At 62.3% G+C, this 22312-nt stretch carries 16 protein-coding genes; 8 read left to right on the top strand and 8 right to left on the bottom strand.

What is annotated here, in order from left to right; genetic code table 11:
• Nucleotides 1-30: 30 nt before the first annotated feature.
• Both ABI660_RS14515 and xdhC read right to left on the bottom strand, forming a co-directional pair.
• Entirely contained in the window at nucleotides 31-1272 is a 1242-nt protein-coding gene (locus ABI660_RS14515; RefSeq protein WP_348069234.1) for a urate hydroxylase PuuD, read from the bottom strand.
• A 148-nt stretch (nucleotides 1273-1420) separates the two neighbouring features.
• Nucleotides 1421-2296, bottom strand: a complete 876-nt coding sequence (xdhC, locus tag ABI660_RS14510; RefSeq protein WP_348069232.1) for a xanthine dehydrogenase accessory protein XdhC — start codon at nucleotides 2294-2296, stop codon at nucleotides 1421-1423.
• A 174-nt stretch (nucleotides 2297-2470) separates the two neighbouring features.
• Between xdhC and ABI660_RS14505 the strand changes: the two genes are divergently transcribed.
• Nucleotides 2471-2983 carry a hypothetical protein gene (locus ABI660_RS14505; protein ID WP_348069229.1) on the top strand — a complete coding sequence of 171 codons (513 nt, stop codon included), beginning with the start codon at nucleotides 2471-2473 and terminating at the stop codon, nucleotides 2981-2983.
• Between the two features lie 160 nt (nucleotides 2984-3143).
• On the opposite strand, the gene uraH is transcribed toward ABI660_RS14505, so the two are convergent.
• A complete protein-coding gene (uraH, locus tag ABI660_RS14500) occupies nucleotides 3144-3497 on the bottom strand; it encodes a hydroxyisourate hydrolase (protein WP_348069228.1) in 354 nt (117 codons plus the stop codon).
• 89 nt (nucleotides 3498-3586) lie between these two features.
• Between uraH and ABI660_RS14495 the strand changes: the two genes are divergently transcribed.
• From ABI660_RS14495 to ABI660_RS14480, 4 genes are read left to right on the top strand one after another with little or no spacing between them, the layout of a single operon-like run.
• On the top strand, nucleotides 3587-4252 hold the full coding sequence (locus ABI660_RS14495; protein WP_348069226.1) for a GntR family transcriptional regulator: 666 nt from the start codon (nucleotides 3587-3589) through the stop codon (nucleotides 4250-4252).
• 2 nt (nucleotides 4253-4254) lie between these two features.
• Nucleotides 4255-5205, top strand: coding sequence for an allantoinase PuuE (gene puuE / locus ABI660_RS14490; protein WP_348069223.1), 951 nt, complete (start codon nucleotides 4255-4257; stop codon nucleotides 5203-5205).
• Between the two features lie 6 nt (nucleotides 5206-5211).
• On the top strand, nucleotides 5212-7008 hold the full coding sequence (gene uraD / locus ABI660_RS14485; RefSeq protein ID WP_348069221.1) for a 2-oxo-4-hydroxy-4-carboxy-5-ureidoimidazoline decarboxylase: 1797 nt from the start codon (nucleotides 5212-5214) through the stop codon (nucleotides 7006-7008).
• A gap of 5 nt (nucleotides 7009-7013) precedes the next feature.
• Complete coding sequence (locus ABI660_RS14480) at nucleotides 7014-8237, top strand: ArgE/DapE family deacylase (protein ID WP_348069218.1); 1224 nt, start codon at nucleotides 7014-7016, stop codon at nucleotides 8235-8237.
• Nucleotides 8238-8265: 28 nt separating this feature from the next.
• Here the strand turns inward: ABI660_RS14480 and ABI660_RS14475 are convergent, their stop codons facing one another.
• The 3 genes from ABI660_RS14475 to ABI660_RS14465 are packed head-to-tail and all read right to left on the bottom strand — an operon-like array spanning nucleotide 8266 to nucleotide 11171.
• The gene (locus ABI660_RS14475) at nucleotides 8266-9114 is read right to left on the bottom strand and encodes a PhnD/SsuA/transferrin family substrate-binding protein (protein ID WP_348069215.1); all 849 of its coding nucleotides are present in this window, start codon (nucleotides 9112-9114) and stop codon (nucleotides 8266-8268) included.
• Nucleotides 9111-10286 carry a hypothetical protein gene (locus ABI660_RS14470; protein WP_348069213.1) on the bottom strand — a complete coding sequence of 392 codons (1176 nt, stop codon included), beginning with the start codon at nucleotides 10284-10286 and terminating at the stop codon, nucleotides 9111-9113. The genes ABI660_RS14475 and ABI660_RS14470 overlap by 4 nt, the downstream gene beginning before the upstream one ends.
• 3 nt (nucleotides 10287-10289) lie before the next feature.
• The gene (locus tag ABI660_RS14465) at nucleotides 10290-11171 is read right to left on the bottom strand and encodes a PhnD/SsuA/transferrin family substrate-binding protein (RefSeq protein WP_348069210.1); all 882 of its coding nucleotides are present in this window, start codon (nucleotides 11169-11171) and stop codon (nucleotides 10290-10292) included.
• Between the two features lie 603 nt (nucleotides 11172-11774).
• Here ABI660_RS14465 and ABI660_RS14460 point away from each other — a divergent pair.
• From ABI660_RS14460 to ABI660_RS14450, 3 genes are all read left to right on the top strand, one after another.
• On the top strand, nucleotides 11775-12818 hold the full coding sequence (locus tag ABI660_RS14460; protein WP_348069208.1) for an ABC transporter substrate-binding protein: 1044 nt from the start codon (nucleotides 11775-11777) through the stop codon (nucleotides 12816-12818).
• Nucleotides 12819-12932: 114 nt separating this feature from the next.
• On the top strand, nucleotides 12933-13775 hold the full coding sequence (locus ABI660_RS14455) for an ABC transporter ATP-binding protein (RefSeq protein WP_348069206.1): 843 nt from the start codon (nucleotides 12933-12935) through the stop codon (nucleotides 13773-13775).
• 2 nt (nucleotides 13776-13777) lie between these two features.
• Nucleotides 13778-14545, top strand: coding sequence for an ABC transporter permease (locus ABI660_RS14450; protein ID WP_348069203.1), 768 nt, complete (start codon nucleotides 13778-13780; stop codon nucleotides 14543-14545).
• A 967-nt stretch (nucleotides 14546-15512) separates the two neighbouring features.
• On the opposite strand, the gene ABI660_RS14445 is transcribed toward ABI660_RS14450, so the two are convergent.
• The gene (locus tag ABI660_RS14445) at nucleotides 15513-17219 is read right to left on the bottom strand and encodes a ShlB/FhaC/HecB family hemolysin secretion/activation protein (RefSeq protein ID WP_348069201.1); all 1707 of its coding nucleotides are present in this window, start codon (nucleotides 17217-17219) and stop codon (nucleotides 15513-15515) included.
• A gap of 10 nt (nucleotides 17220-17229) precedes the next feature.
• The coding region (locus tag ABI660_RS14440) for a YDG domain-containing protein (RefSeq protein ID WP_348069198.1) at nucleotides 17230-22312 on the bottom strand (5083 nt) is incomplete at its 5' end.

The following is a 22312-nucleotide window of genomic DNA, read 5'->3' as shown; positions in this document are numbered from 1 at the left end:
AGCGAAACTACCCAGACCAAAAGGCCGCAATCAGGGCGTTTTGGCGCCTGCTTCAAACCACTGGCGAACCAGCCTACGCTCGGCCTCCGTGATGCCGGTGGAATTGTTCATCGGCATGGTCTTGCTCACCACCACCTGCTGGTACACCGCCTGCGCATGTTGGCGCAGCAGGGAGGGCGAATCGAGCCGCACATTTTTCATCTGCACCTGGGGCCCGTGGCACATGTAACAGCGCTGTTCCACTACTTTTTGCACATTTTTATAGTCATTTTGGCCTGTAGCCCCCGCCACACCTGCGCTGACGGCTATTGAATCAGTAGCAAGCCGGTTGCTGGCGACCGTTACCGGCGGCTTCATCCAGACAATCGCGCCGAGAATCAGGGCCATCCCGACCAGTGCGTACGGCAGCGGGTTGCCGTTGCGGCCCAGCTTGTAACCGTGGCGCATGACGAAGAACTGGCGGATCAGCGCGCCGGCCAGCATCATGACAATCAGCACCAGCCAGTTCTGCGGGTGTGTGTAGGTGAAGCTGTAGTGGTTGCTCAGCATGGCAAACAGCACGGGCAAGGTGAAATAGGTGTTGTGCACGCTGCGCTGCTTGCCGCGCTGGCCGTGCACCGGGTCCACCGGCTGGCCGGCCTTGATGGCGGCCACGACCTTTCGCTGGCCCGGAATGATCCAGAAGAACACGTTGGCACTCATGGCCGTGGCAATCATCGCACCCACTAGTAGGAAAGCGGCGCGGCCGGCAAACCAGTGGCAGGCCAGCCAGGACGCCACGCAGACCAGCACAAGCACCAGGGCGCCGACGTTGGCGTCCCCATGCTTTCTTTTGCCGAAGAGCTGGCAGATGCTGTCATAGAGCATCCAGAACACAACAAAGAAAGACAGGGCCACGCCGATGGCGGCGCCGGGCGACCAGTCCATCAGCGATTTGTCGACCAGGTAGGTGCCGGCGTTCCAGAGGTAGGACACGGTGAACAGCGCAAAACCGGTGAGCCAGGTGCTGTAGCTCTCCCAGTAAAACCAGTGCAGATGTTTCGGCAGTTCAGGCGGCTTGACCGCAAATTTCACGGGGTGGTAGAAACCGCCGCCGTGCACGGCCCAGAGTTCGCCGCTGCCACCTTGGCGTTGAAGGTCTTCATCAACCGGCGGCGTGAGGCTCGAATCGAGAAAGACAAAGTAGAACGAGGAGCCTATCCAGGCAATGGCGGTGATGACATGGACCCAGCGCAGCAGCAGGTTGGCCCAGTCGAGAAGGTAGCTTTCCATCCGATGACCTCAATTCAGCAGGCGAGGCCTGCCACGATTGGAGCTGCTCACCACCGCGGGCACTGTAAGCAGATAAAAGGTCACGAACAAGGACAGGCTTGCAGGCCGTCCCGCTCCGCTGCGACCGGATCGCAAAAGTGTATGCGAACTACGCGTGGTACAGCAACAACTGTGCCGCCACCGACACCGCAATCACCTCGGGCTCCTTGCCTTCAATGCCAGGCAGGCCGATCGGGCAGGTCACGTGCGCCAGTTCTTCAGCGCTGAAGCCGCGCGCCTCCAGCCGGTGGCGGAAAGTCGCCCACTTGGTCTTGCTGCCGATCAGGCCGATGTAGGGCAAATCGCCCCGCTCACGCTGGCGCTTCAGGCATTCGGCCACGATGTCCAGGTCTTCGGCATGGCTGAAACTCATGATCAGCACGCGCGACTGCGCGGCAAGACCCGTCACAGCACGCTGCACCGGATCGGAGTGCTCACAAGTGACATTTGGCCCCCATGTTCGCTCACTTCGTGTAGCACTCTGCCCCCCGAGGGGGCGCATTTTTCCTTGGGGCGGCCCTGCGGAAAAACCTTGCGCTGAATCACCTTGCGCTGAGTCGGAAAAAATGCCGTCGCGGCTGTCAATCCAGGTCAGCGCAAACGGCAGGGTTGAAAGCACCTGAATCAGCGCATTACCAACATGGCCGCCCCCGAAAAGTGCGACAGGCTGTAAATTCATGCCCAGCCTTTCGCGCAGGGCTGGCGCATCGCGGGCATCGACCCACTCGAAACGCAGATGCACCACGCCTCCACAGCACTGGCCCAGTGAGGGGCCCAGCACAAAGCGGGCGGATTCATCGCCCTCCACGCCTTGCAGGCGCGCGCGTGCCATGGCCACGGCCTGGTATTCCAGATGGCCACCGCCTATGGTGCCTGTGACCATCTCGGTGAAAACCCCCATCCAGGTACCCGCCTCGCGCGGCACAGACCCTTCGGTGGCCGTCACCTGTACCAGCACCGCCGGTTCATGGACGAGGCGGGCCAAAAACAATTCCTTGAGCTGACTCACGGTAGAAACTCCCCGACGCACGGCTCCTGCCAGGAGCCTGCAGATCTCATAATTTCGGACAATACGGCCGGTTTCCCTGTTACACGGCCGCCCCTCAAGCAGCTCGCACAATAGCAGCCGCAAACCCTCGGCAACCACACAAGGATATGTATGCCTGAATCCTCACAGCGCCGCTTCTGGCTCATGGCCCTGCTGTCCACCGCTGCCGGCGCCCTGGTTTCGGCCTGCAAGACGGCGCCCTCGCCCCCGGTAGCCGAACCAGAACCGGTTGCGCTTCCGACCGTCAAAGGTCCGGTTGCCGGCCCCAAGGGCTCGGCCCGCAGTTCCCCTGCCACCACGCCCCGCGCCTACCGCGAAAGCGGCGCCAGCCATCTTTATGGCATGAATGCCGACCGCATCTACAAAGGCAGAATGCCGCCGCTGCTGTATGCCGTGGGCGTGTTGAATGTGGAAATCGACAAAGTAGGCATCGTGACCCGGCTTGACTGGATGCGGGCTCCGCGCCACGCCCCCGAGGTGATGGCCGAGATCGAAAACATGATCAAGAAAGCCTCGCCTTTCCCCGCGCCAACGCGCCTGGGCAAGGTGGTCTACACCGACACATGGCTGTGGCACAAAAGCGGGAAATTCCAGCTGGATACGCTCACTGAAGGGCAGGACTGACTAGCCCCCACGCTTTTCACTTCGTGTAATGCGCTGCCCCCCCGAGGGGGCCGCTGCGCCTGCGGACTGGCAGGGCCAGATCCGCGGCCCCTGCTTGAATTAGAACCTCCGCGCTCGCTCGCTGCGTGCCCGAAGGGTGCACTCAGGGTGCCCTTTGGGCTCATGACCCGCGGTAGGTCGAATAACTCCAGGGACTGACCAGCAGCGGCACGTGGTAGTGCTGGGCCGTATCGGCGACGCCGAAGTCAAGGCTTACCTTGGCCAGAAAGTTGGGCTCCGGCAAACTCACGCCGCGCGAGTGAAAATACGCCGCCACGTCAAACACCAGCCGGTAAGTACCGCGTTGAAGGCTGCTGTTGTCATAGAGCAGGCCATCCGGGTTGCGGCCGTCGTCGTTCAAATGGAAAGATTTCACCAGCGTGGCCTGGCCACCCTCGGTGGTGTACAGCTCCACCCCCATGCCGGCTGCCGGTGTGCCGTGCATGGTGTCCAGCACATGTGTACTCAAGCCCATGTTCATTTCCTCCTTTGCTGCGAACGTTTCGCCGGATAGTCCACCGAAAGTGTATACACTTTTCAACTTTTCAGACTATCATTTGTGCCATGGAAGCCTCTACCACCAGCGCGATTGTTGAAGCCCTGACCAAGGCCATTGTGGAGCACAGGCTGCATCCGGGCACCAAGCTCGCCGAACAGAAACTGGCCGACCACTTCGGCGTTTCGCGAACGCTGGTGCGTCAGGCTTTGTTCCAGCTCTCGCAAAACCAGCTGATACGGCTGGAGCCGGCGCGCGGCGCTTTTGTGGCCGCGCCCTCGGTCAACGAGGCGCGCCAGGTGTTTGCGGTGCGCCGCATGCTGGAAGCCGAGATGACGCGGGCGTTTGTGCGCAGTGTCACGCCCGCGAAAATCCGGGCCTTGAGGGAACACGTGGCACAGGAAAAAATGGCCATGGACCGGCAGGACGTGACCGGACGCACCGAACTGCTGGGCGACTTCCACGTCCGCATGGCCGAACTGATGGGCAACGAGGTGCTGGCGCAAATGCTGGGCGACCTGATTTCACGCTGCTCGCTGATCACGCTGATGTACCAGAGCGCCAGCGCAGCCGAACATTCGCACGACGAACACGCTGAAATCGTGCGCGCCCTGGCCGCCAGAGACGAAGAACGCGCCATACGCCTGATGGACGAACATCTGCGGCATGTCGAAGAAAACCTCACCTTCGACCGCAAGGTGCCGACCAACGATATTTCCATGGCGCTGTCCTGAACATGGCCACCTACGACGCCACCCGGCCCTACCCCAGAGACCTGGTTGGCTATGGCCGCACGCCACCCCATGCGCAGTGGCCGGGCCAGGCCCGCATTGCTGTGCAGTTTGTGCTGAATTACGAAGAAGGCGGTGAAAACTCGGTGCTGCATGGCGACGCCGGCTCCGAGCAGTTCCTCTCGGAAATGGCCAACCCGCCCAGCTACCCGGAACGCCACCTGAGCATGGAAGGCATTTACGAATACGGTTCGCGGGCCGGCGTATGGCGCCTCCTGCGCGAGTTTGAAAAGCGTCAGCTGCCACTGACCATGTTCGGCGTCAGCATGGCCCTGCAGCGCCACCCTGAATTGACAGCCGCCTTTGTCGAGCTGGGCCACGAAATCGCCTGCCACGGCCTGCGCTGGATCAACTATCAAACCATCGACGAGGCCACCGAGCGAGAACACATGCGCCTGGGCCTGGACATCATCACGCAGATGACCGGCCAGCGGCCGCTGGGCTGGTACACCGGCCGCGACAGCCCGCGCACCCGGCGCCTGGTTGCCGACGACGGCCAGCTCGCCTACGACAGCGACTACTACGGCGACGACCTGCCACTCTGGATGAAAGTGGCGCGCAGCGACGGCACGGTGGTGCCGCGCCTGGTGGTGCCCTACACGCTGGACAGCAACGACATGCGTTTCGCTCTGCCCCAGGGCTTCTCGCAAAGTGACGACTTTTTCACCTACCTGCGCGACAGCTTTGACGCGCTGTATGCCGAAGGCGACCCGAACGGCCTGAACGCCCCGAAGATGCTGAGCATCGGCATGCACTGCCGCCTGCTCGGACGGCCTGGCCGCATCGTGGCACTGCAAAAATTCCTCGACCACGTCCAGCAGCACGCGCATGTCTGGATCTGCCGCCGCATTGACATTGCGCGCCACTGGCAACAAGTGCATCCTTTTAAAGGCTGAACCCCGATGGCCCTCTCCCTTGAGCAACTCAACACAGCCCCGGAGCCGGAGGCGGCAGCCTGGCTGGCCGGCCTGTACGAGCATTCCCCGTGGATCACCGAAGCCGCCATTGCGCAGCGCCCTTTCCGGTCCCTGGCACAACTTAAACACGTGCTGGCCGGGACGGTTCGCAAGGCTGGCCGCGAAGCCCAGCTTGCGCTGATTCGCGCCCATCCCGAACTGGCCGGCAAGGCCATGGTCAGCAAGACGTTGACGGCCGAATCGACCAGTGAACAGAGCAAGGCCGGCCTGGCGGATTGCTCACCTGAAGAATTTAAAAAAATCCAGTCGCTCAACACGGCCTACAACACGAGGTTTGGCTTTCCCTTCATCCTCGCCGTGCGTGGCCCGCGCGGCACCGGCCTGAGCCGGCAGGAGATCATTGCCACCTTCGAGCAACGCTTGGCCAACCACCCCGATTTCGAACTCGCCGAAGCCGTGCGTAACATCCATCGCATTGCCGAGCTGCGACTCAACGACAAGTTCGACGCGCAGCCGGAATTGGGCAACCAGGTCTGGGACTGGCAGGAGCGGCTGAGCGCCTTCAGTGACCCCGGTTATCTCGAGAATGGCCAGCTCACGGTGACCTATCTCACCGACGCGCACCGCGCAGCCGCAAAATTGATAGCGCAGACCATGCGGGACAGCGGTTTCGACGAAGTGAGCGTGGACGCAGTCGGCAATGTGGTGGGGCGATACAGAGCCCACCCTCACCCCAGCCCTCTCCCAGGAGGAGAGGGAGTAAAGACACTGATGACGGGAAGCCACTACGACACCGTGCGCAACGGCGGCAAGTACGACGGCCGGCTCGGCATCTTCACGCCTGTGGCCTGCATCGGCGAGCTGTCGCGCGCGGGAAAACGACTGCCTTATGACTTCGAGGTCATCGCCTTCGCAGAAGAAGAAGGCCAACGCTACAAGGCCACTTTTCTCGGCTCCGGCACGCTGATCGGCCAGTTCGACCCGGCCTGGCTGGAGCAGCAGGATGCCGATGGCATCAGCATGCGCCAGGCCATGCAACACGCCGGACTGCCAGCCACACTGGAAGCCATTGACGCCCTGCAGCGCAAACCAGTCGACTACCTCGGTTTTGTCGAGGTGCATATCGAGCAGGGCCCGGTGCTCAACGAACTCGACATCCCGCTGGGCGTCGTGACCTCCATCAACGGCGGTGTGCGTTACAACTGCGAAGTTATCGGCATGGCCAGCCATGCCGGCACCACACCCATGAAGCGCCGGCGCGACGCGGCCGTGGCCGTGGCTGAACTGGCGCTGTATGTCGAACAGCGCGCCGCACGTGATGGCGACTCGGTCGGCACCATCGGCATCTGGACGGTGCCCGGCGGTTCAATCAACGTCGTGCCCGGCCGCTGCCAGTTCACACTGGACCTGCGCGCGCCCAACGACGCGCAGCGCGACGCGATGGTGGCCGACGTGCTGGCCGAGCTCAAGGCCATTTGCGAACGCCGCGGCGTGCACCACACCGTCGAGCAAACCATGCGTGCCGCTGCAGCGCCAAGCGCCCCGGCCTGGCAGCAGCGCTGGGAGCGCGCGGTGGACAGCCTGGGGGTGCCGCTTTACCGCATGCCCAGCGGTGCCGGCCACGATGCGATGAAGCTCCACGAGGTGATGCCGCAAGCCATGCTGTTTGTGCGCGGACAGAACTCCGGCATCAGCCACAACCCGCTGGAAAGCACGACCAGTGACGATATCGACCTGGCGGTACGGGCCTTCCAGCAGCTCCTGACCGACCTGGCGACCTGAAAACCATGACTTTCGACGAAAAACTTGACGCGTGGGTGGACGCCCACTTCGATGAAGAAGTGCGTTTCCTGCAGGAGCTGATCCGCGTTCCCACACCCACCCCCCCGGGTGACAATACGCCGCATGCCGAACGCACGGCAGAGCTGCTGCAAGCCTTCGGTTTTGCGGCTGAAAAACACCCGGTGCCCGCAGCTGAAGTCCAGGCTTACGGGCTGCAGTCGCTGACCAACCTGATCGTGCGGCGAAACTACGGCCCTGGAAAAACGATTGCGCTCAACGCCCACGGCGACGTGGTGCCGCCCGGTGAAGGCTGGACACAGGACCCGTATGGCGGCGCCATCGTGGACGGCCATGTCTACGGTCGCGCCTCGGCAGTCAGTAAATCAGACTTCGCAAGTTTTACTTTTGCGGTGCGTGCGCTGGAGTCGCTGGGCATCCCGCTGCACGGCAGCGTCGAGCTGCATTTCACCTATGACGAAGAGTTCGGTGGCGAGATGGGTCCGGGCTGGCTGCTTCGCCACAAGCTGACAAAACCCGACTTGATGATTGCCGCGGGCTTCAGCTACGAAGTCGTCACCGCCCACAACGGCTGCCTGCAGATGGAGGTGACCGTTCACGGAAAAATGGCACACGCCGCCATTCCCGACAGCGGCGTCGATGCATTGCAGGGCGCGGTGCACATCCTCAACGCCCTGTATGCGCAAAACACGCTTTACAAAAATATCACGTCCACGGTAGCCGGCATCAGCCACCCCTATCTCAACGTCGGACGCATCGAAGGCGGCACCAACACAAATGTGGTCCCGGGCCAGGTCACGTTCAAGCTGGACCGGCGCATGATCCCCGAGGAGAACCCGGCCGAGGTCGAAGCCGCCCTGCGCCAGGTGATTGCCGATGCAGCCGCGCAGTGTCCGGGCATCAGCATCGGGATCAAGCGCCTGCTGCTGGCCAACGCGATGAAACCGCTGCCCGGCAACCAGCCCCTGGTCGCGGCCATCCAGAAACACGGCCAGGCCGTGTTCGGCGAACCCATTCCAGCCATGGGCACGCCGCTGTACACCGATGTGCGCTTGTATGCCGAAGCCGGTATTCCTGGCGTAATTTACGGCGCGGGGCCGCGTACCGTGCTCGAATCGCACGCCAAACGCGCCGATGAAAGGCTGGCCTTGGAAGACTTGCGCCGCGCCACCCGCGTGATTGCCCGCACCCTGCACGAGCTGCTGGGTTGAGGCCAGGATGAGGCGGGCGGTGCCTGATTCACTCCCGGGTGTAATCCAGCAGGGCCAGATACTCGCTGCGGTCAGCCTTGACCCACTGCTTGACACCAATCTCCGAGAGGATATCGGTCGACTGGCTGTTCATAGCCAACAGCGATTCGGTCATTTTGCTGACGAACTCAGGCGACGCCTTGGGTGAGGCCAGCACCGACCAATTCACCACGGGCTGCGTTTCTCCGATGACGCGTCCACCCGCTTCCGCCCATTTTTTTGCGATGGTCGGATTAACCAGCCCAGCTTCGGCGATTCCTGCGGCCACTTGCGCGGCCACCGAGTCCTGGTAGCGGGTGTGTGAGATGTAGGGCTCGCGGACATTGAGGCGGCGTATTTCTGCGCGCCCCACTGCCGCAGTGGCGGAGAACTCATCTGGCATCAGTATCCTTTTCCCCGCCAATTGCTGGAGCGTCTGGATCTGTGAGTTCTTTCCAACGATGAAGGCAGCCTTGTAGGGCTCGGGGCGATGGACCAGCGGCTGGTAACCACCGTCACGAACCAGCTTGGCCAGCTGGTTTACCGACTTTCCGAAGACCACCAACGGCTTTTGCTCCGCCGACGCCTGGCGCACAAAGTTCTGAATGTCGATCACGGGGTCGACCACAACCTGCTTGTTACGGATCTGCGCACCCATGTAGTCGGCCCAGCCACGATAACGCAAGGCCAGCATCGAAATGCTCAAGTCTGCGGTGACGGCTTCATTGACCAGCAAGCGCCAGCGATCTCCGGACAATTGAGCCCAATTGAACATGGGCACGCCACATACGGCGGCAGCTGCAACGCTTTTGAGCATTGCGCGGCGACCTGCAAATAACTGTGTATTTGAAGCATTCATTTGATCACCTTTTTAGGATCGGTTCCCGATTGCACATCTGACGTAGATACCACTGAGGCCTCTGACCTGGCGGGCGCAACCCCATCAAGTCCGCGGATGGCCACGCTTTTTTTCGCCGCTTGTTTCTCCCAATCCTGCGCGGCCTCAACGGTAGCCTTGAAAGCAAACGCGCTTTCCAGCAGCCACTTCTTGTTTTCATCCGACAGCGCATAGCTGATCCGGAAGTCGTCCATCGGCATCCGGTCTTCCCGCACCGCCTTGATCAGACGGTCCACCTCACCTGCCGCATGTGCAGGAGTGGACAACAACACCAGCCGACTCATCTTGTCCGGGTTGTTCGGGACATGGCAGCTGGTGCATTGGGACTCGCGCATCTGTAGAGCCAGATCACGGTACTGCCTGTCCATCGCTGCCAGGTTGGGGTTGTCTGCGCGGTAGACCCCGTCGAAGAGGGTCACGGCAGGTTGGGTGCGCCCTTTGTCGTCGGTCCACAACCAGGGGCCTGCATACTTTTCATGTTTCACGACCTGCACCGGTTGCAGCATCGCGTTGGGCGCCCGGTCGGTAAACTGCGCCGCCCGGATGGAAGCACTCTGCGGATGGAACCACAACATGAAACTGTTTGCGTTTTCGTACATGGACCACTTGGCTTCGTCATGCCAGAACGGATAAGGAAATTGCCCGGGCGGCAAGCGATTGCGAAATGCAGCCTCCAGCCGAACCAGGAACATTTTTTCCTCCGGCACCCATTCAACGGTGTGCTTGCCGTTGAACATGAACAGCGGCGCGTACATGCTCGTCCAGACGTCGGGAGCGAACTGGGTCAAATTGGTCTGCCGCAAGCTGGCATTCGGCCTTTTGTCCTGCCGGCCCCACAGCACGATGCCGCTCAGATGAGCCCGCAATTTGCTAGAGGTAAACAGGGCCTGACGGCAAGCCGTATAAGCCGGGACGTCTCCCGCGGGCGCCACGGGGCACCGGCTTCCCAGTTCTGCCGCAATTTCAGAAGCCGCCTGCTGAACCTCGGCCGACAACGCCATGGACTCCTGAGCCTGCGCAACGGATACGAAGGAAGCAAGGGCAAAAAACCAGATGAAAAATCGCGCGGCGACATGGCGAAATCGTCCTGCGAGATGGATGAAAAAGAAGATTCTCTGCGTCGTCTGGTCCATTTTTCACTCCTTTGTGTAATCAAGAAGATCGAGGTAATCCTTGCGTTCGCCTTTGGCCCATTCCTTGATACCAAGGCTCACAAGCACGGGGGACGCCTGGGCATTCATGCTCAGCAGTGCCTCACGCAACTGCTGCACCATCTCGGCTGACATACCGGGAGCAGCGAGAAGGGACCAATTGACGACGGGCTGGGTTTCGGCAATCACACGGCCGCCATCCTCCACCCACTTTTTGGCAGTGGTGGGATTGACCACACCGACCTGGCCAAGGCCGCCTTTGATCTGCTGCGCCACGGCTTCCTGAAAACGCAGGTGGATCACCTGGGTGGCAGCCACCTTTTGACGGCGCAATTCAGCCAGCGCAACGGCAGAGGTTGCGGCAGATTCATCGGGCATGAGGATCTTGACTCCGCCTGCCTCAGTAAGCGACTTGATCGGAGAGTCTTTGTTCACAATAAAAGCGGCCTTGTAGGCATCGGCCCGCCTGACGAGCGGTTGGTAGCCGCTGTCGCGGACCAGTTTGGCCAGCTGGTTCACCGACTTGCCAAAAACCAGGTCCGGCTTGCTGGGCGATTGGGCCATCAACATGAAGCGCTTGATATCCACTATCGGCTCCACCCCAATCTGCCTGCCCTTGAATTGCGCACTCAGGAAATCGGCCAACGGACGATAGCGGCTGGTCAGCACAAAGGAATTGGTTTCGCCCGTCACTGCCTCGTTGATCAGAAGCCGCCACCCATTGGCAGTGGAAGCAGGCGTGACCGCTTTTTTCGGAACCGCAGGAACCTGTGCCCGTAAACCGTTGCTCCCGACCAGTGCGGTTAATCCGCCGACAAGGACTAACTGCCTTCTGAAGAAGAAATCACCATTTTTTTGAGTGGCCATGAACAATCCCATCAGGAGGCATGCCGTATCAACGTGATGCGGTTTGAGCACACTCTATGGACCAACCCCGCGAGGGGTCAAACACGGCCAGCGGCGCACCCCTGTCAAAGATGACAGGGGTTGGAGAACAAAAGGTTTAAGCCAAATTTCTTCAGAACAAGCAATCGCGGCTAAGCTGTAAGTTTGCGTAACGAATATCAACAAATCATCAAATTCAACGACTGCCTACCACTGCAAGCGGGTTGGAAATTGTCACAAGCCGGACGTTTACCCTTGGTTTGGCAACATTGACAGGCGATTTGTAGGATATGGACCACAAATCGGGAGGATCTGGTCGTACAGGAGGCGGCAAAACGATGGCTTGGGCTCACACCCCGGATCAGGCTGACCAGAATTGGAAGCAAGGTGGGCCGCACAGGGGCCAGACAAATTCACGAAAAGTTCGCCATACCCGGCAACGCGCTGCCGGTCAGGGGTATTTACGGAGCGCGCACGCCTTGTTTCCCGGGGAACTTGTCAGAGAATAAGACACCTTCAAACATAGTCGGCGGGCACCATTTTTGCTTATTGCCGATGCACAACAACATAGATATGGAGCCCCCAATGACACACGGAGTTTTTCTCAAGACCTTCAGCGCGCTTGCTTTTTACTTGGCCAGTACCGCGGGTGGTTTTGCTTACGCGCAAAACACCCCCATCAAGTTCCAGTTGGACTGGCGCTTCGAGGGGCCGGCAGCGCTGTTCCTCACGCCAGCCGCCAAGGGCTACTTCAAGGATGCCAAACTCGACGTGACCATCGACGCCGGCAACGGCTCCGGCGGCACTGTGACGCGTGTGGCCTCGGGCAGCTACGACATGGGTTTTGCCGACCTGGCTGCGCTGATGGAATTCCACGCCAACAACCCGGACGCCCCCAACAAGCCGGTTGCCGTGATGATGGTCTACAACAACACGCCTGCGTCGGTGATGGCCCTGAAAAAATCCGGCATCAAGACCGTAGCAGACCTGAACGGCAAAAAATTCGGCGCACCGGTGTTTGACGCCGGCCGTCGCGCCTTCCCGATTTTTGCCAAGGCCAACAGCATCAGCGGCGTGCAGTGGACCGCCATGGACCCGCCGCTGCGTGAAACCATGTTGGCTCGCGGCGATGTGGACGCCATCACAGGCTTTACTTTCACTTCGCTGCTCAACCTGGAAGTCCGCGGCGTGAAAATCGAAGACGTGGTGGTGCTGCCCTATGCCGATCATGGCGTTAAGCTCTACGGCAACGTGGTTATCGCCTCGCCAAAAATGATCAAGGAAAATCCCGCTGCCATCAAGGCCTTCCTGCTGGCCTTCACCAAGGGTGTGAAGGACGTCATTGCCAAGCCAGCGGCCGCCATTGAAGACGTGAAGGCACGTGATGGCATCATCAACACCGCACTCGAAACGCGCCGCCTGCAGCTGGCCATCGACACCGTGGTCAACAGCCCCGATGCGCGCGCCGAAGGTTTTGGCCAGGTCAAGGGCCCGCGCCTGACGCTGATGGCTTCGCAAGTGTCCGATGCCTTCAACACCAAGACGCGTGTCAATGCCGACACGGTGTGGAACGGCTCCTTCCTGCCCACGGTGGCAGAACTGAACATTCTGCCCGCCATGAAGAAATAAATACACAGCCGGGTCCCCTTCGGGGGCAGGCGATTTTTACGGCACGGCCAGCTTTTCCCTGAAATGCTGGCCGTTGTCTTGATACTTTGAGCGACTCACGAAATTCAGGAATCCATGCAAGCAACTTCCGACGGTCATTTTGTTGATTTCAGCGATGTCTGGCTCGCCTACAACGACGAGCTGCTGGCGCAGAACCACTTTGCAGTCGAAGCCATCGACCTGAAAGTGCGCGAGGGTGAATTCATCGCCATCGTCGGTCCGTCGGGTTGCGGCAAGTCCACCTTCATGAAGCTGACCACCGGCCTGAAGATGCCGTCAAAGGGCCGCATCCTGATCGACGGCCAGCCTGTCACCGGGCCGCTGAAAATTTCCGGCATGGCTTTCCAGGCGCCCTCGCTGCTGCCTTGGCGAAGCACGGTGGACAACGTGTTGCTTCCTTTGGAAATCGTGGAGCCTTTCCGCAGCCAGTTCAAATCCAAACGCAAGGAATTCGAGGAACGCGCGCGCAAGCTGCTGCAAAAGGTCGGCCTGGGCGGGTATGAAGACAAATTTCCCTGGCAGCTGTCGGGCGGTATGCAGCAACGCGTGAGCATATGCCGCGCGCTGATCCATGAACCCAAGATGCTGCTGCTCGACGAACCTTTCGGGGCGCTCGACGCCTTCACACGCGAAGAGCTGTGGTGCATCCTGCGCGACCTCTGGACCGAGCAGCGTTTCAACGTCATCCTGGTCACGCACGACCTGCGCGAGTCGGTCTTCCTGGCCGACACCGTGTATGTGATGAGCAAAAGTCCGGGACGTTTTGTCGTCAAGCGCGAGATCGATCTGCCACGCCCGCGCGACCTCGAAGTCACTTACACCCAGGCCTTCGGCGACATCGTGCACGAACTGCGCAGCCACATCGGCGCCATCCGCACGCCCGTCATCAACCCGGTGCCTGCCAAGGAAGGTGCATGAGCATGAGTAAAAAACAAATGGAGCGCTGGTCCCCGGTGGTGTTGCTGCTGCTCATCCTGGCGCTCTGGCAGTTCGTCGTCGCCGTGTTCGGCATTGCCGAATATATTTTCCCGGCCCCGTTGGCGATTGCCCAGGCCATGGCTGAGTTCGCCGGCCCCATCGCCCAGGCGGCATGGAAAACCTTCTGGGTCACCATGGTCGGCTTCGGCCTGTCCATCGTGGTCGGCGTCATGCTCGGCTTTCTGGTCGGCTCCTCGCGCCTCGCCTACGCCGCCGTGTACCCCTTGCTCGTCGCATTCAACGCCGTTCCCAAGGCGGCGATTGTGCCCATTCTCATCGTCTGGTTTGGCATTGGCGTCGGCCCCGGCATCCTGACTGCTTTCCTGATCTCGTTTTTCCCGATCACCGTCAACATGGCCACTGGCCTGGCGACGCTGGAGCCCGAGCTGGAAGACGTGCTGCGCGTGCTGGGCGCCAAACGCTGGGACGTGCTGGTCAAGGTCGGCCTGCCGCGCTCCATGCCCTACTTCTACGGCTCGCTCAAGATCGCCATCACGCTGGCGTTTGTCGGCACCGTGCTGGCCGAGATGACCGCCGGCGACTCCGGCATCGGCTACCTGATGCTCAGCGCCGGCTCACAGCAGCGCATGGCACTGGCCTTCGCCGGGCTGGTGGTGATTGGCGCAATGGCGATGATCATGTACGAGCTGTTCAGCTACATCGAGAAGCACACGACAGCTTGGGCACATCGCGGGTCGCAGGGCGGCTAGAAACCTGCAGAGAGAAAGTAGCCAGTTTCTTGGTAACTACTCAGCTCACTGCATACGGCACGCTTTTCTTGCCCCCTCGCCCTCTGGGAGAGGGTTGGGGTGAGGGGGCCGGCAAGCCACAACATACGATAGCTCTACACACAGATCGCCAGCCCTCACCCCTGCCCTCTCCCAGAGGGAGAGGGAGTAACTCCAGCCTAGACGAGCTGAGTAGTTACGTTTCTTGCAAGAAATCTGCTTCCAGCCCTTATTACACGGGCGCAAGCAGCTACCAAATAGATAGCGGATTCTTTGCATCACGCTGCGCTTGCGGTCTGAGTTGGACAGTAGGACGGACTCCCCACTCCCTCCCCAGCCCCTCCCTCGCCCCGCTGGGCGATGGCGGGGAGTTTCATTTGGCCGCTTGTGCTTGCCGCCGCGTGCCAACATGACGGCCGCGTTCTCGACCTGACGCGCTGCGCGCGTCAGGTCTCCCCGCATCTGGTTCTGTACCCGAATCCGCTTCCGCGTTCACCCCCACCCTTCTGTATGCGCCGAGGAGCACAGGTCCAGACGGAACAAGGCGAGCGATTGTCTGAGCCGAAGGCGAGTTCGAGCTCGACCCCAGCTGGACCGAGCACCACAGGTTGCCCCCGTAGCGTCAGCGAAGGGGGACGCAGGCAGTAGGGTCGCCTTTTTGGTATTCGCGTAACTTCGCTTTGCGAAGTGAGCGAATCCCCATTGCATGACCTTTGCTTACTTTCTTTTTGGCGACGCAAAAAGAAAGTGAGTTGCCGCCGGGCAACCCCCGGCTTGTGGGCCCATTACCAACGCGCGAAACAAAAAAGGCTTCGCCCTTCGACGAGCTCAGGACGGGCCAAGCTCAGCCCGAACGGCAGATTACGCCCGCTATGCATTCAATAGCTACTCGCGCCCGTGTTGCCTGGGCAAACCCCTTCTTTGACTCGAAGCTCCGTCTCAAATCACCTCAAAACGCCACCACCGCCTGCACCCAAAGCGTAGGCGACTTCACGCTTGATGCTGGAATGGAAGTGGGCTGCCCGCCATGGGTACGCCAGGCCAGGCTGGCCTTGAGCTGCACCGCTGCAATGTTTGCATTGAGACCCACCCCCGCTCCGGCCAGGGCCCGCTTGTTCGGGTTGCCTGGCGCGCCAAAGGGCCGCTTGTTGATCTTCACTTCTCCCATGTCGTAGAACAAGGCACCCTGCCACTGTGGGGTGAAGCTGTGCCGCAGCTCCAGCGTTGCCCGGTAGCCTTCGTCCCCGCCCGCTTCGGCCGTTGGGTAGGCCCGTACCCCGCTGGGCCCGCCCAGGCTGAACTTCTCCGAGGAGTCCAGGTTCTTGCTGGCCTGCTGGCCGGTAACCGAGAAGAACAGCAAGGATTCATTGGTGAGGCGCTGCAGCCGGGAGGCGCTGTACGCGACTTTGCTGTAGCCGCCGCTGGTCTGGGCCGAGGCCGCGTCAATGGCCAGGGCGCTGGGGGAGTTGATCTGCAGGGATCCCATGGCCAGGGTCAGCTCGGCGTTGCTGATGCCCCCGCCGCCCAGGGTGTCTTGCAGTTTGCCGGACAGGCCCAGGCTGCTGACGCCGACGTGTTTGGCGGTCCGGGTCAGGGTGGCTTCAACCTGGTCGTCCAGCCGCTTTTCTTCATGGGACAGGGTGCCATACAGGTTGGCCAGCTGGCTGCGAATGAAGGGGTAGCTGGCAAAGATGCTGGTGCTGCTGGCGGTGCCGTGGGCTTGCAGGGCTTCAAACTCTTTGCCGAGTTTGTAGTGCACGCCAAAGTAGGCAGCGCCTATGCGCCAGCCGTCGCTGCCAACGGGCAGCTGGTAGGCGATGCGGCCGAACGTCAGCTGGCTGCCGCTCGTCAGGGCGCCAAAGGAGAGCTGATCGCCGATCTTGAGCGGGCTGGCCAGGTTGAGGTTGGCCCCAGCCCGGTACTCGCCGGTGTAGCGGCTGCCGTGGTTGTCAAGCGTGGCGTTGCCGTTGTACGCGGGCGCGCCCAACACATCGATCAGCAGTTCGGAGGTGCCGACGCTGGCGCCGGGCTGCAGGGTCGCGCGAGAGGAAGCCACGCCGGGGGTGTCTTGCAGGATCAGCAGGCCCCGGTCGATTTGTTCGGCCCGAATGACGTCGCCGTCCTTGACGCTGCCGAAGTAGGCGCTGGCGCGATCGTTGCTCAGGCGGGCCTGGTTGTTGATCTTGTGGCGGGCAATGCGGCCTTCGATGATGGCGATGGTGATGACGCCGTCGGTGATGTCCTGGGCGGGCAGGTAGGCACGGGCGACGGCAAAGCCCTGGGCGCGGTAGTGGGCGGTGAGGCGCCGGGCGGCGGCGCTCAATTGGGCCAGGCTGCGTTCGGTGCCGACCAGGCTGGCTACCAGGGGCTGGAGCTGGGCGGTGGGGATTTCCTGGTTGCCGGTGATCACGACGCTTTTGACGAGAACTTTGCCTTGAGGGTCCTGGCTGGGGTCGGTGCTTTCTTCGATGCGTTGCAGGGGAGGCACGGGAGCAGGGGCCAGGCCGGGGGCTTGCTGCAGGTCGCGCAGGACCTGACCGGCGTCGGGGGCTGCAGGGGTACCGGGGGTTTGGGCCCAGATGGCGGAGCTCACGCCGCAGAGGGCGAGCACCAGGGCTGAGCTTAGGGTGGACAGGGGAAATTTGTGATGGACCATGCGCAATGGTTTACTCACAAATGGCGCTGTTCACGCCTTTGGGCATGAGTAAACCGCAGCTGACGATACTGACCAGCGAGTTCGACAGGCTGGCGTTGCCGCCGCCACCGCCGTTGCTGTTCCCGTTGCCATTGCTGTTCCCATTGCCGTTCCCGCCTGCGTCATCGCTGCGGTTGTCGGGCTCAATGAGGTTGTCGGGGCCGCTGAACACGTTCTGGCTCTGTGGTCCGCCCTGCGAACTGCCAATACCTGCCACCGCTTGCAGCGCGCCGTCGTAGGCTGGCATCAGCGCGGTGCCGCCCACGGCTGCTGCCCCCGCACTCGCCTGCCGGATATTCAACACACCATCCACATAGGTCAGCGTGTAGTTGGTGGCGCTGTAGCCGCCGGGGGTGATGGCGTAGTTGCCGGCCGCACTGGCGCCTTGTGAATTACCGCCGTAGGCCAGCGCACCGTTCAGCACGGCAATGGTTTCTCCAGCTACAAAGCCGTTGTAGCTGACGCCGTTACCACCCGCGTAGGGCATGCTGCCGGCGAGCCTGCTATCGGCGTTGGCCGTCACGGTCAGGGCCTTGGGCGTGATGTCGGCAGCGGTAACGCCACTGGTCGCACTTGTCAGTGAGTAGTTGCCAGCATCCGCACCCGTTTGCGCCAGGCCGCTGTAGGTCACTGCTTTGGCAGTACCCACATTTTTATCGCTGAAGCGGGCGCTGCTGCCAAAGCCCAGGCTATCGCCGGCAACGCGGTTGTCTGTATAAGCCAGCGCGGCGACGGTCGTTCCGTCATACACCTTGTTCACGCCAGCCACGGTCACTGTCAGGTCTTTGGGCGTGATGTTGGCCGTAGCCGTGCCACCTGCTGCGATGCTGTAGTTGCTGGCCAGGCCGCCGTTGCTCCCGTCCGCCAGGGTGGCCGAATTGACGGTCACGAGATTGGCCGTAGCGACATCTTTGGTATTGAAGGTGGCCCCGGTACTCGTAACCGCAACAGTTTCTGCGCCCACCAGACCGGTCAACCCGCTCAGGGTCGCAGCCGCTGTGGTGTCGCCGTCGTAGATTTTGTTGGTAGCTGCTGTGTTGTAAGTCAGTGCCTTGGCCATGATGTTGGCTGCTGCAGTTCCGCCCGTGGCGATGCTGTAGTTGTTGGCCAGGCCGCCGTTGCCGCCGTCTGCGAGGGTGGCGCTGTTGACAGTCACCAGGTTGGCGGTGGCGACATCCTTGGTGTTGAAGGTGGCGCCAGCGGTGCTTACCAAGGTTTCGGTATTGACCAGTCCAATCAGGCTCAAGCTGGCCGAGGCTGTGTTGTCGCCGTTGTAGGTCTTGTTGGCAACTGCCGTGTTGTAGGTCAGTGCCTTGGCCGTGACGTTGGCGGCTGCCGTGCCCCCTGCTGCGATGCTGTAGTTGCTGGCCAGCCCGCCGTTGCTGCCATCTGCCAGGGTGGCTGAGTTCACAGTCACGAGATTGGCGGTGGCTACGTCCTTGGTGTTGAAGGTGGCGCCGGTACTGATGGCCGTCACCGTCTCCGTACCTACCAAACCTGTCAGCCCGCTCAGGGTTGCAGCGGCCGCGGCGTTGCCGTCGTAGGTCTTGTCGGTGGCGGTGATGGCGGCGGCCACAAGCGCCTTGCGCCGGATGTCTGCGGTGGCGCTTGCACCCGTCAGGTTGTAGTTGGCGGCGTCGGCGCCGCTGATGGTCAGTCCCGTCACGGCGACGGACTTGTTGGTCCCGGCGTTCTTGTCGTCGAAAGCGCCCACAGCGGATGCCGTACCAAGCGCCACTACATCGGCGCCAACCAGGCCCGCAACCACCGAGGCGGCACTGACGTCGATCACTGCACCGGTGGTGCCGTCATAGTCGCGGCTGGCCGCCGTGATGCCGCTGGCCGTGAGCGGCTTGGGCGTGACGGTGGCGTTGCCGCCGACGTAAGTGATGTCGTAGCCCTGCTGGGTGGAGTACAGCCCGCTGGGCGCATAGGCACCCACGTTCTGTTTGGCCGTGCCGTAGGGCGTGGCCTGGCCCAGCAGCAGGCCGGAGGTGCCGGCGCCTGCGACCGAGTAACTGGCGTTGGTCAGGCTGGTGGCGGCCGCGCCGTCGTAGACGCGGCTGGTGTTGTCCGCCGTGACGGTCAGCGGCGTGAGCAGGCCGCGCAGCAGCGGCATGGGCGACGCGTCGTACATGCGCCAGTTGCCTTGCAGCGCGGTGCTGGAACCGGCGTTGACGCTCATGAGCGTCTGGCGCATCTGCGCCGGCGTCACCGGGGAACCGTAGGAGAAGCCCGAGAAGTCGTAGAGGCCGCTCCCGGCCTCGCTGAAGCCCAGCAGCCCGTTGCGGTCCGGCCCGCTCACGGTGCCGGAATACTGGCTCTGGATGCCGTAGCCCGCATAGGACGGCGCGGGGCCTGCGCCCAGGAAACCGCCGACCGAGACCTTCGACGCATCCATGTCGATCATGCCGCTGCCGTCGTTGTAGAAGACGAAATCGGTGGTGCCCGTGACGTTGCCGGTCGCGAACGCACGCTCGATGTTGCCGGGTTGGATCGTCCCCGTCCAGAGGGTGCTGGGATGCCAGGGATTCAGTTCGTCCCTGCCGTTCAGGCCAATGAAGCCGCCGACGCCCAGGTTGCCCGTGACGTTGCCGGTGGCGTAGGCGTCGGTGATCATGCCGATTTGCCAGGGCTGGTACAGCGGCGACAGCCAGCCGACGAAGCCGCCCACGCCGTTGCCGCTGCCGGTGACATTGCCGGTGGCATAAGACCGCTGGATGGTGCCGTGGCTCTCGCCGACGAAGCCGCCCACGAGGTTCTCCCCCGTCACGGCGCCGGTGGCGTAGCTGTCGGAGATCTTGCCTTCGTTGTAGCCAACCAGGCCGCCGAGGGCGGTCCGTCCCTGCACGGTGCCGGTGGCGTAGCTGAAACGGATGTCGCCCGGATAGGTATCACTGCCATAGTTGTTGCGCCCGACCAGGCCGCCGGTGCCGCTCCATCCCGCGTTGTAGGTGCCAACGTCGGTGGCGCTGTCGACGTTGCCCGTGGCGTACGACCGGCTGATGGTGCCGCCCAGACTCTGGCCGACCAGGCCGCCGGTCGGGCCCTGCACGGGCGAGGTGACGTTGCCGGTCGCATGGGAGTTCTCAACCCTGCCGGTGGCCTGCAGCAACCCGACCAGCCCGCCGAGCGTAACGGAGGCCAATATTTGCGATGTGCCGAGCGCGAAGGTCGGGCCGACGCTGCCGGTGGCGTAGGAGTTACTTACCATTCCATCAGAGGAGCCCGCCAGGCCGCCGGCGGACTCGCCGCCCAGGACATTGCCGGTCGCGTAACTGCGCTCCACCCGGGTCCCGGCATAGCCATCCCCCCCCAGCGACCCCACCAGCCCGCCCACTGACCTGCCGGTCACATTGCCCGTGGCGTGGCTGTCATAGACCTGGAATCGGCCCGTGCCCACCAGGCCACCGGCGAATCCACCCGACATCGTCGCGCTGGAGAAGGCGTTTCGCACCACCGTCGCGCCGTCCCCAATGGAGTAGCCCAGCGAATGGCCCACCAGCGGCCCGCTGCCACCGGAAACGGCCGAGAACAACCCACCCACCATGCCGATGTTCGAGAGCGAGGCGACCGACGCCCAGCCGAACAGGCCGACCGGCTTGTTGTCGTCACGCGTGACATTCAGGTTGGAGATGGTGTGGCCCAGGCCATTGAAGCTGCCGCGAAACAACTGGTCCGGCTGCCCCAGGTAGACAGCTGCGATCGGCATGAAGCCCGCGCCGGCGTTCCAGAGCGCCGTCGCCGAAGCGTCGATGTCGGCGCCCAGCGCGTAGTTGCCCGCCAGGTTGCCGTTCATGCCCTGCAGGTCGAGCGCGGTAGCGCTGCCTTCCGCGCCCAGCGCATTGATCACGGTGTACGGCTGGCCATTGATGCTGAGAAAATCCGCCCCGCTGCGGCTGCCGAAGTCCACGCGGCCGTTGAAGCCCAGGTGGCGGATGCCCACCTTCACCGCGCCGTCGGCCACGGCCGCATCGCCGCCGTTGGCCGTGCCGGGGTTCATCACGAGCTGCGAGGTGCCGCCGGCCGTCATCACCGCGTTGATGTTCACGTCGCGCGCAGCCGTCAGCGTGAGCTTGTTGGCGCTCCAGCTCACGGCGTCGTTGACGTTGATGTCGCCGCTGCCTCCGGTGGCGCCACTGGCGGACTGGATTTCCACGTCGGTCGTCGCGAGGTTGGCCGAAAGCTGCGTGCCGCTGATGTCGCCGCCGCTGGCCGCGATGGTGTAGTCCTGCGGGTCGATCAGCCACTGGCCGGTCTTGCCCTGGGGCGCCTGGGTGGTGACGCGGGTGCCCGGCGCGATCTTCACGTGCGCGGCGCTGGTTTCGATGAAGCCGCCATTGCCGCCGTCGGGAGCGGAGGCATCCAGAGTGCCTGCCACGTTCGTGGTGCCGGTCTCCATGTCGCCCAGCAGCACGATGCGCCCGGCTTTGTTCTGCAGGGTGCGGGCCTCAATGACGCCGGTGTTGTTCACCGTGGCCCTGGTCAGGGCGTCCATGGCCTTGGCTGAAAGGAGGACTTGTCCACCGTTCGCCTGGATCAAATGTTTGTTCTCCGCCAGTGCGTTGATCGCGCCCTGATCGATGCTGTAACCCAGCAAACTGCCGTTGTCGAGGTTGAGCGTGACCTTGTTGCCCGCAGCAAGAAGCGCTGTGCCCAGACTCGCGGTCATCACGCCTTCGTTGCGCACTTCAGGCGCCAGCAAAGCCAGGTAGCCGCCTGGAGCTGCCGTCAGCGTGCCCTGGTTGACGACGGAGCCGCTACCCCCTGAACCGGTGAACACATGGTTGCCGGCCTGAAAGTCGGCATTGCTCATGCTCAGGGTCGAAGCGACGAGGCCGCCCACGTTGACCTGGCTGCCGGCACCGAACAGCACGCCATTCGGATTCAGGATGAACACCTGGCCGTTGGCCGTGAGGCTGCCGAGGAATTCGCTGGGGTTGGAGCCGATGATGCGGTTCAGGGCGATGGCCTGGGCATTGGGCTGGGCAAAGACCAAGGCTTCGTTGGCGCGGGTGGACAGCTTGGTCCAGTCGATGGCCAGGCGCTGGCTG

The organism is Polaromonas sp. (genome assembly GCF_039930745.1).
Lineage (GTDB): Bacteria > Pseudomonadota > Gammaproteobacteria > Burkholderiales > Burkholderiaceae_C > Polaromonas.
This window is presented reverse-complemented; position numbering and strand designations above follow the sequence as displayed.

Coding starts and splice junctions, on each gene's coding strand:
- ABI660_RS14450 (WP_348069203.1), top strand. CDS start 13,778: ATGAGTAAAAAACAAATGGAGCGCTGGTCCCCGGTGGTGTTGCTGCTG.
- uraH (WP_348069228.1), bottom strand. CDS start 3,497: ATGGGCTTGAGTACACATGTGCTGGACACCATGCACGGCACACCGGCA.
- ABI660_RS14455 (WP_348069206.1), top strand. CDS start 12,933: ATGCAAGCAACTTCCGACGGTCATTTTGTTGATTTCAGCGATGTCTGG.
- uraD (WP_348069221.1), top strand. CDS start 5,212: ATGGCCCTCTCCCTTGAGCAACTCAACACAGCCCCGGAGCCGGAGGCG.
- ABI660_RS14460 (WP_348069208.1), top strand. CDS start 11,775: ATGACACACGGAGTTTTTCTCAAGACCTTCAGCGCGCTTGCTTTTTAC.
- ABI660_RS14465 (WP_348069210.1), bottom strand. CDS start 11,171: ATGGCCACTCAAAAAAATGGTGATTTCTTCTTCAGAAGGCAGTTAGTC.
- ABI660_RS14505 (WP_348069229.1), top strand. CDS start 2,471: ATGCCTGAATCCTCACAGCGCCGCTTCTGGCTCATGGCCCTGCTGTCC.
- puuE (WP_348069223.1), top strand. CDS start 4,255: ATGGCCACCTACGACGCCACCCGGCCCTACCCCAGAGACCTGGTTGGC.
- ABI660_RS14495 (WP_348069226.1), top strand. CDS start 3,587: ATGGAAGCCTCTACCACCAGCGCGATTGTTGAAGCCCTGACCAAGGCC.
- ABI660_RS14480 (WP_348069218.1), top strand. CDS start 7,014: ATGACTTTCGACGAAAAACTTGACGCGTGGGTGGACGCCCACTTCGAT.
- ABI660_RS14470 (WP_348069213.1), bottom strand. CDS start 10,286: ATGGACCAGACGACGCAGAGAATCTTCTTTTTCATCCATCTCGCAGGA.
- ABI660_RS14515 (WP_348069234.1), bottom strand. CDS start 1,272: ATGGAAAGCTACCTTCTCGACTGGGCCAACCTGCTGCTGCGCTGGGTC.
- ABI660_RS14445 (WP_348069201.1), bottom strand. CDS start 17,219: ATGGTCCATCACAAATTTCCCCTGTCCACCCTAAGCTCAGCCCTGGTG.
- ABI660_RS14475 (WP_348069215.1), bottom strand. CDS start 9,114: ATGAATGCTTCAAATACACAGTTATTTGCAGGTCGCCGCGCAATGCTC.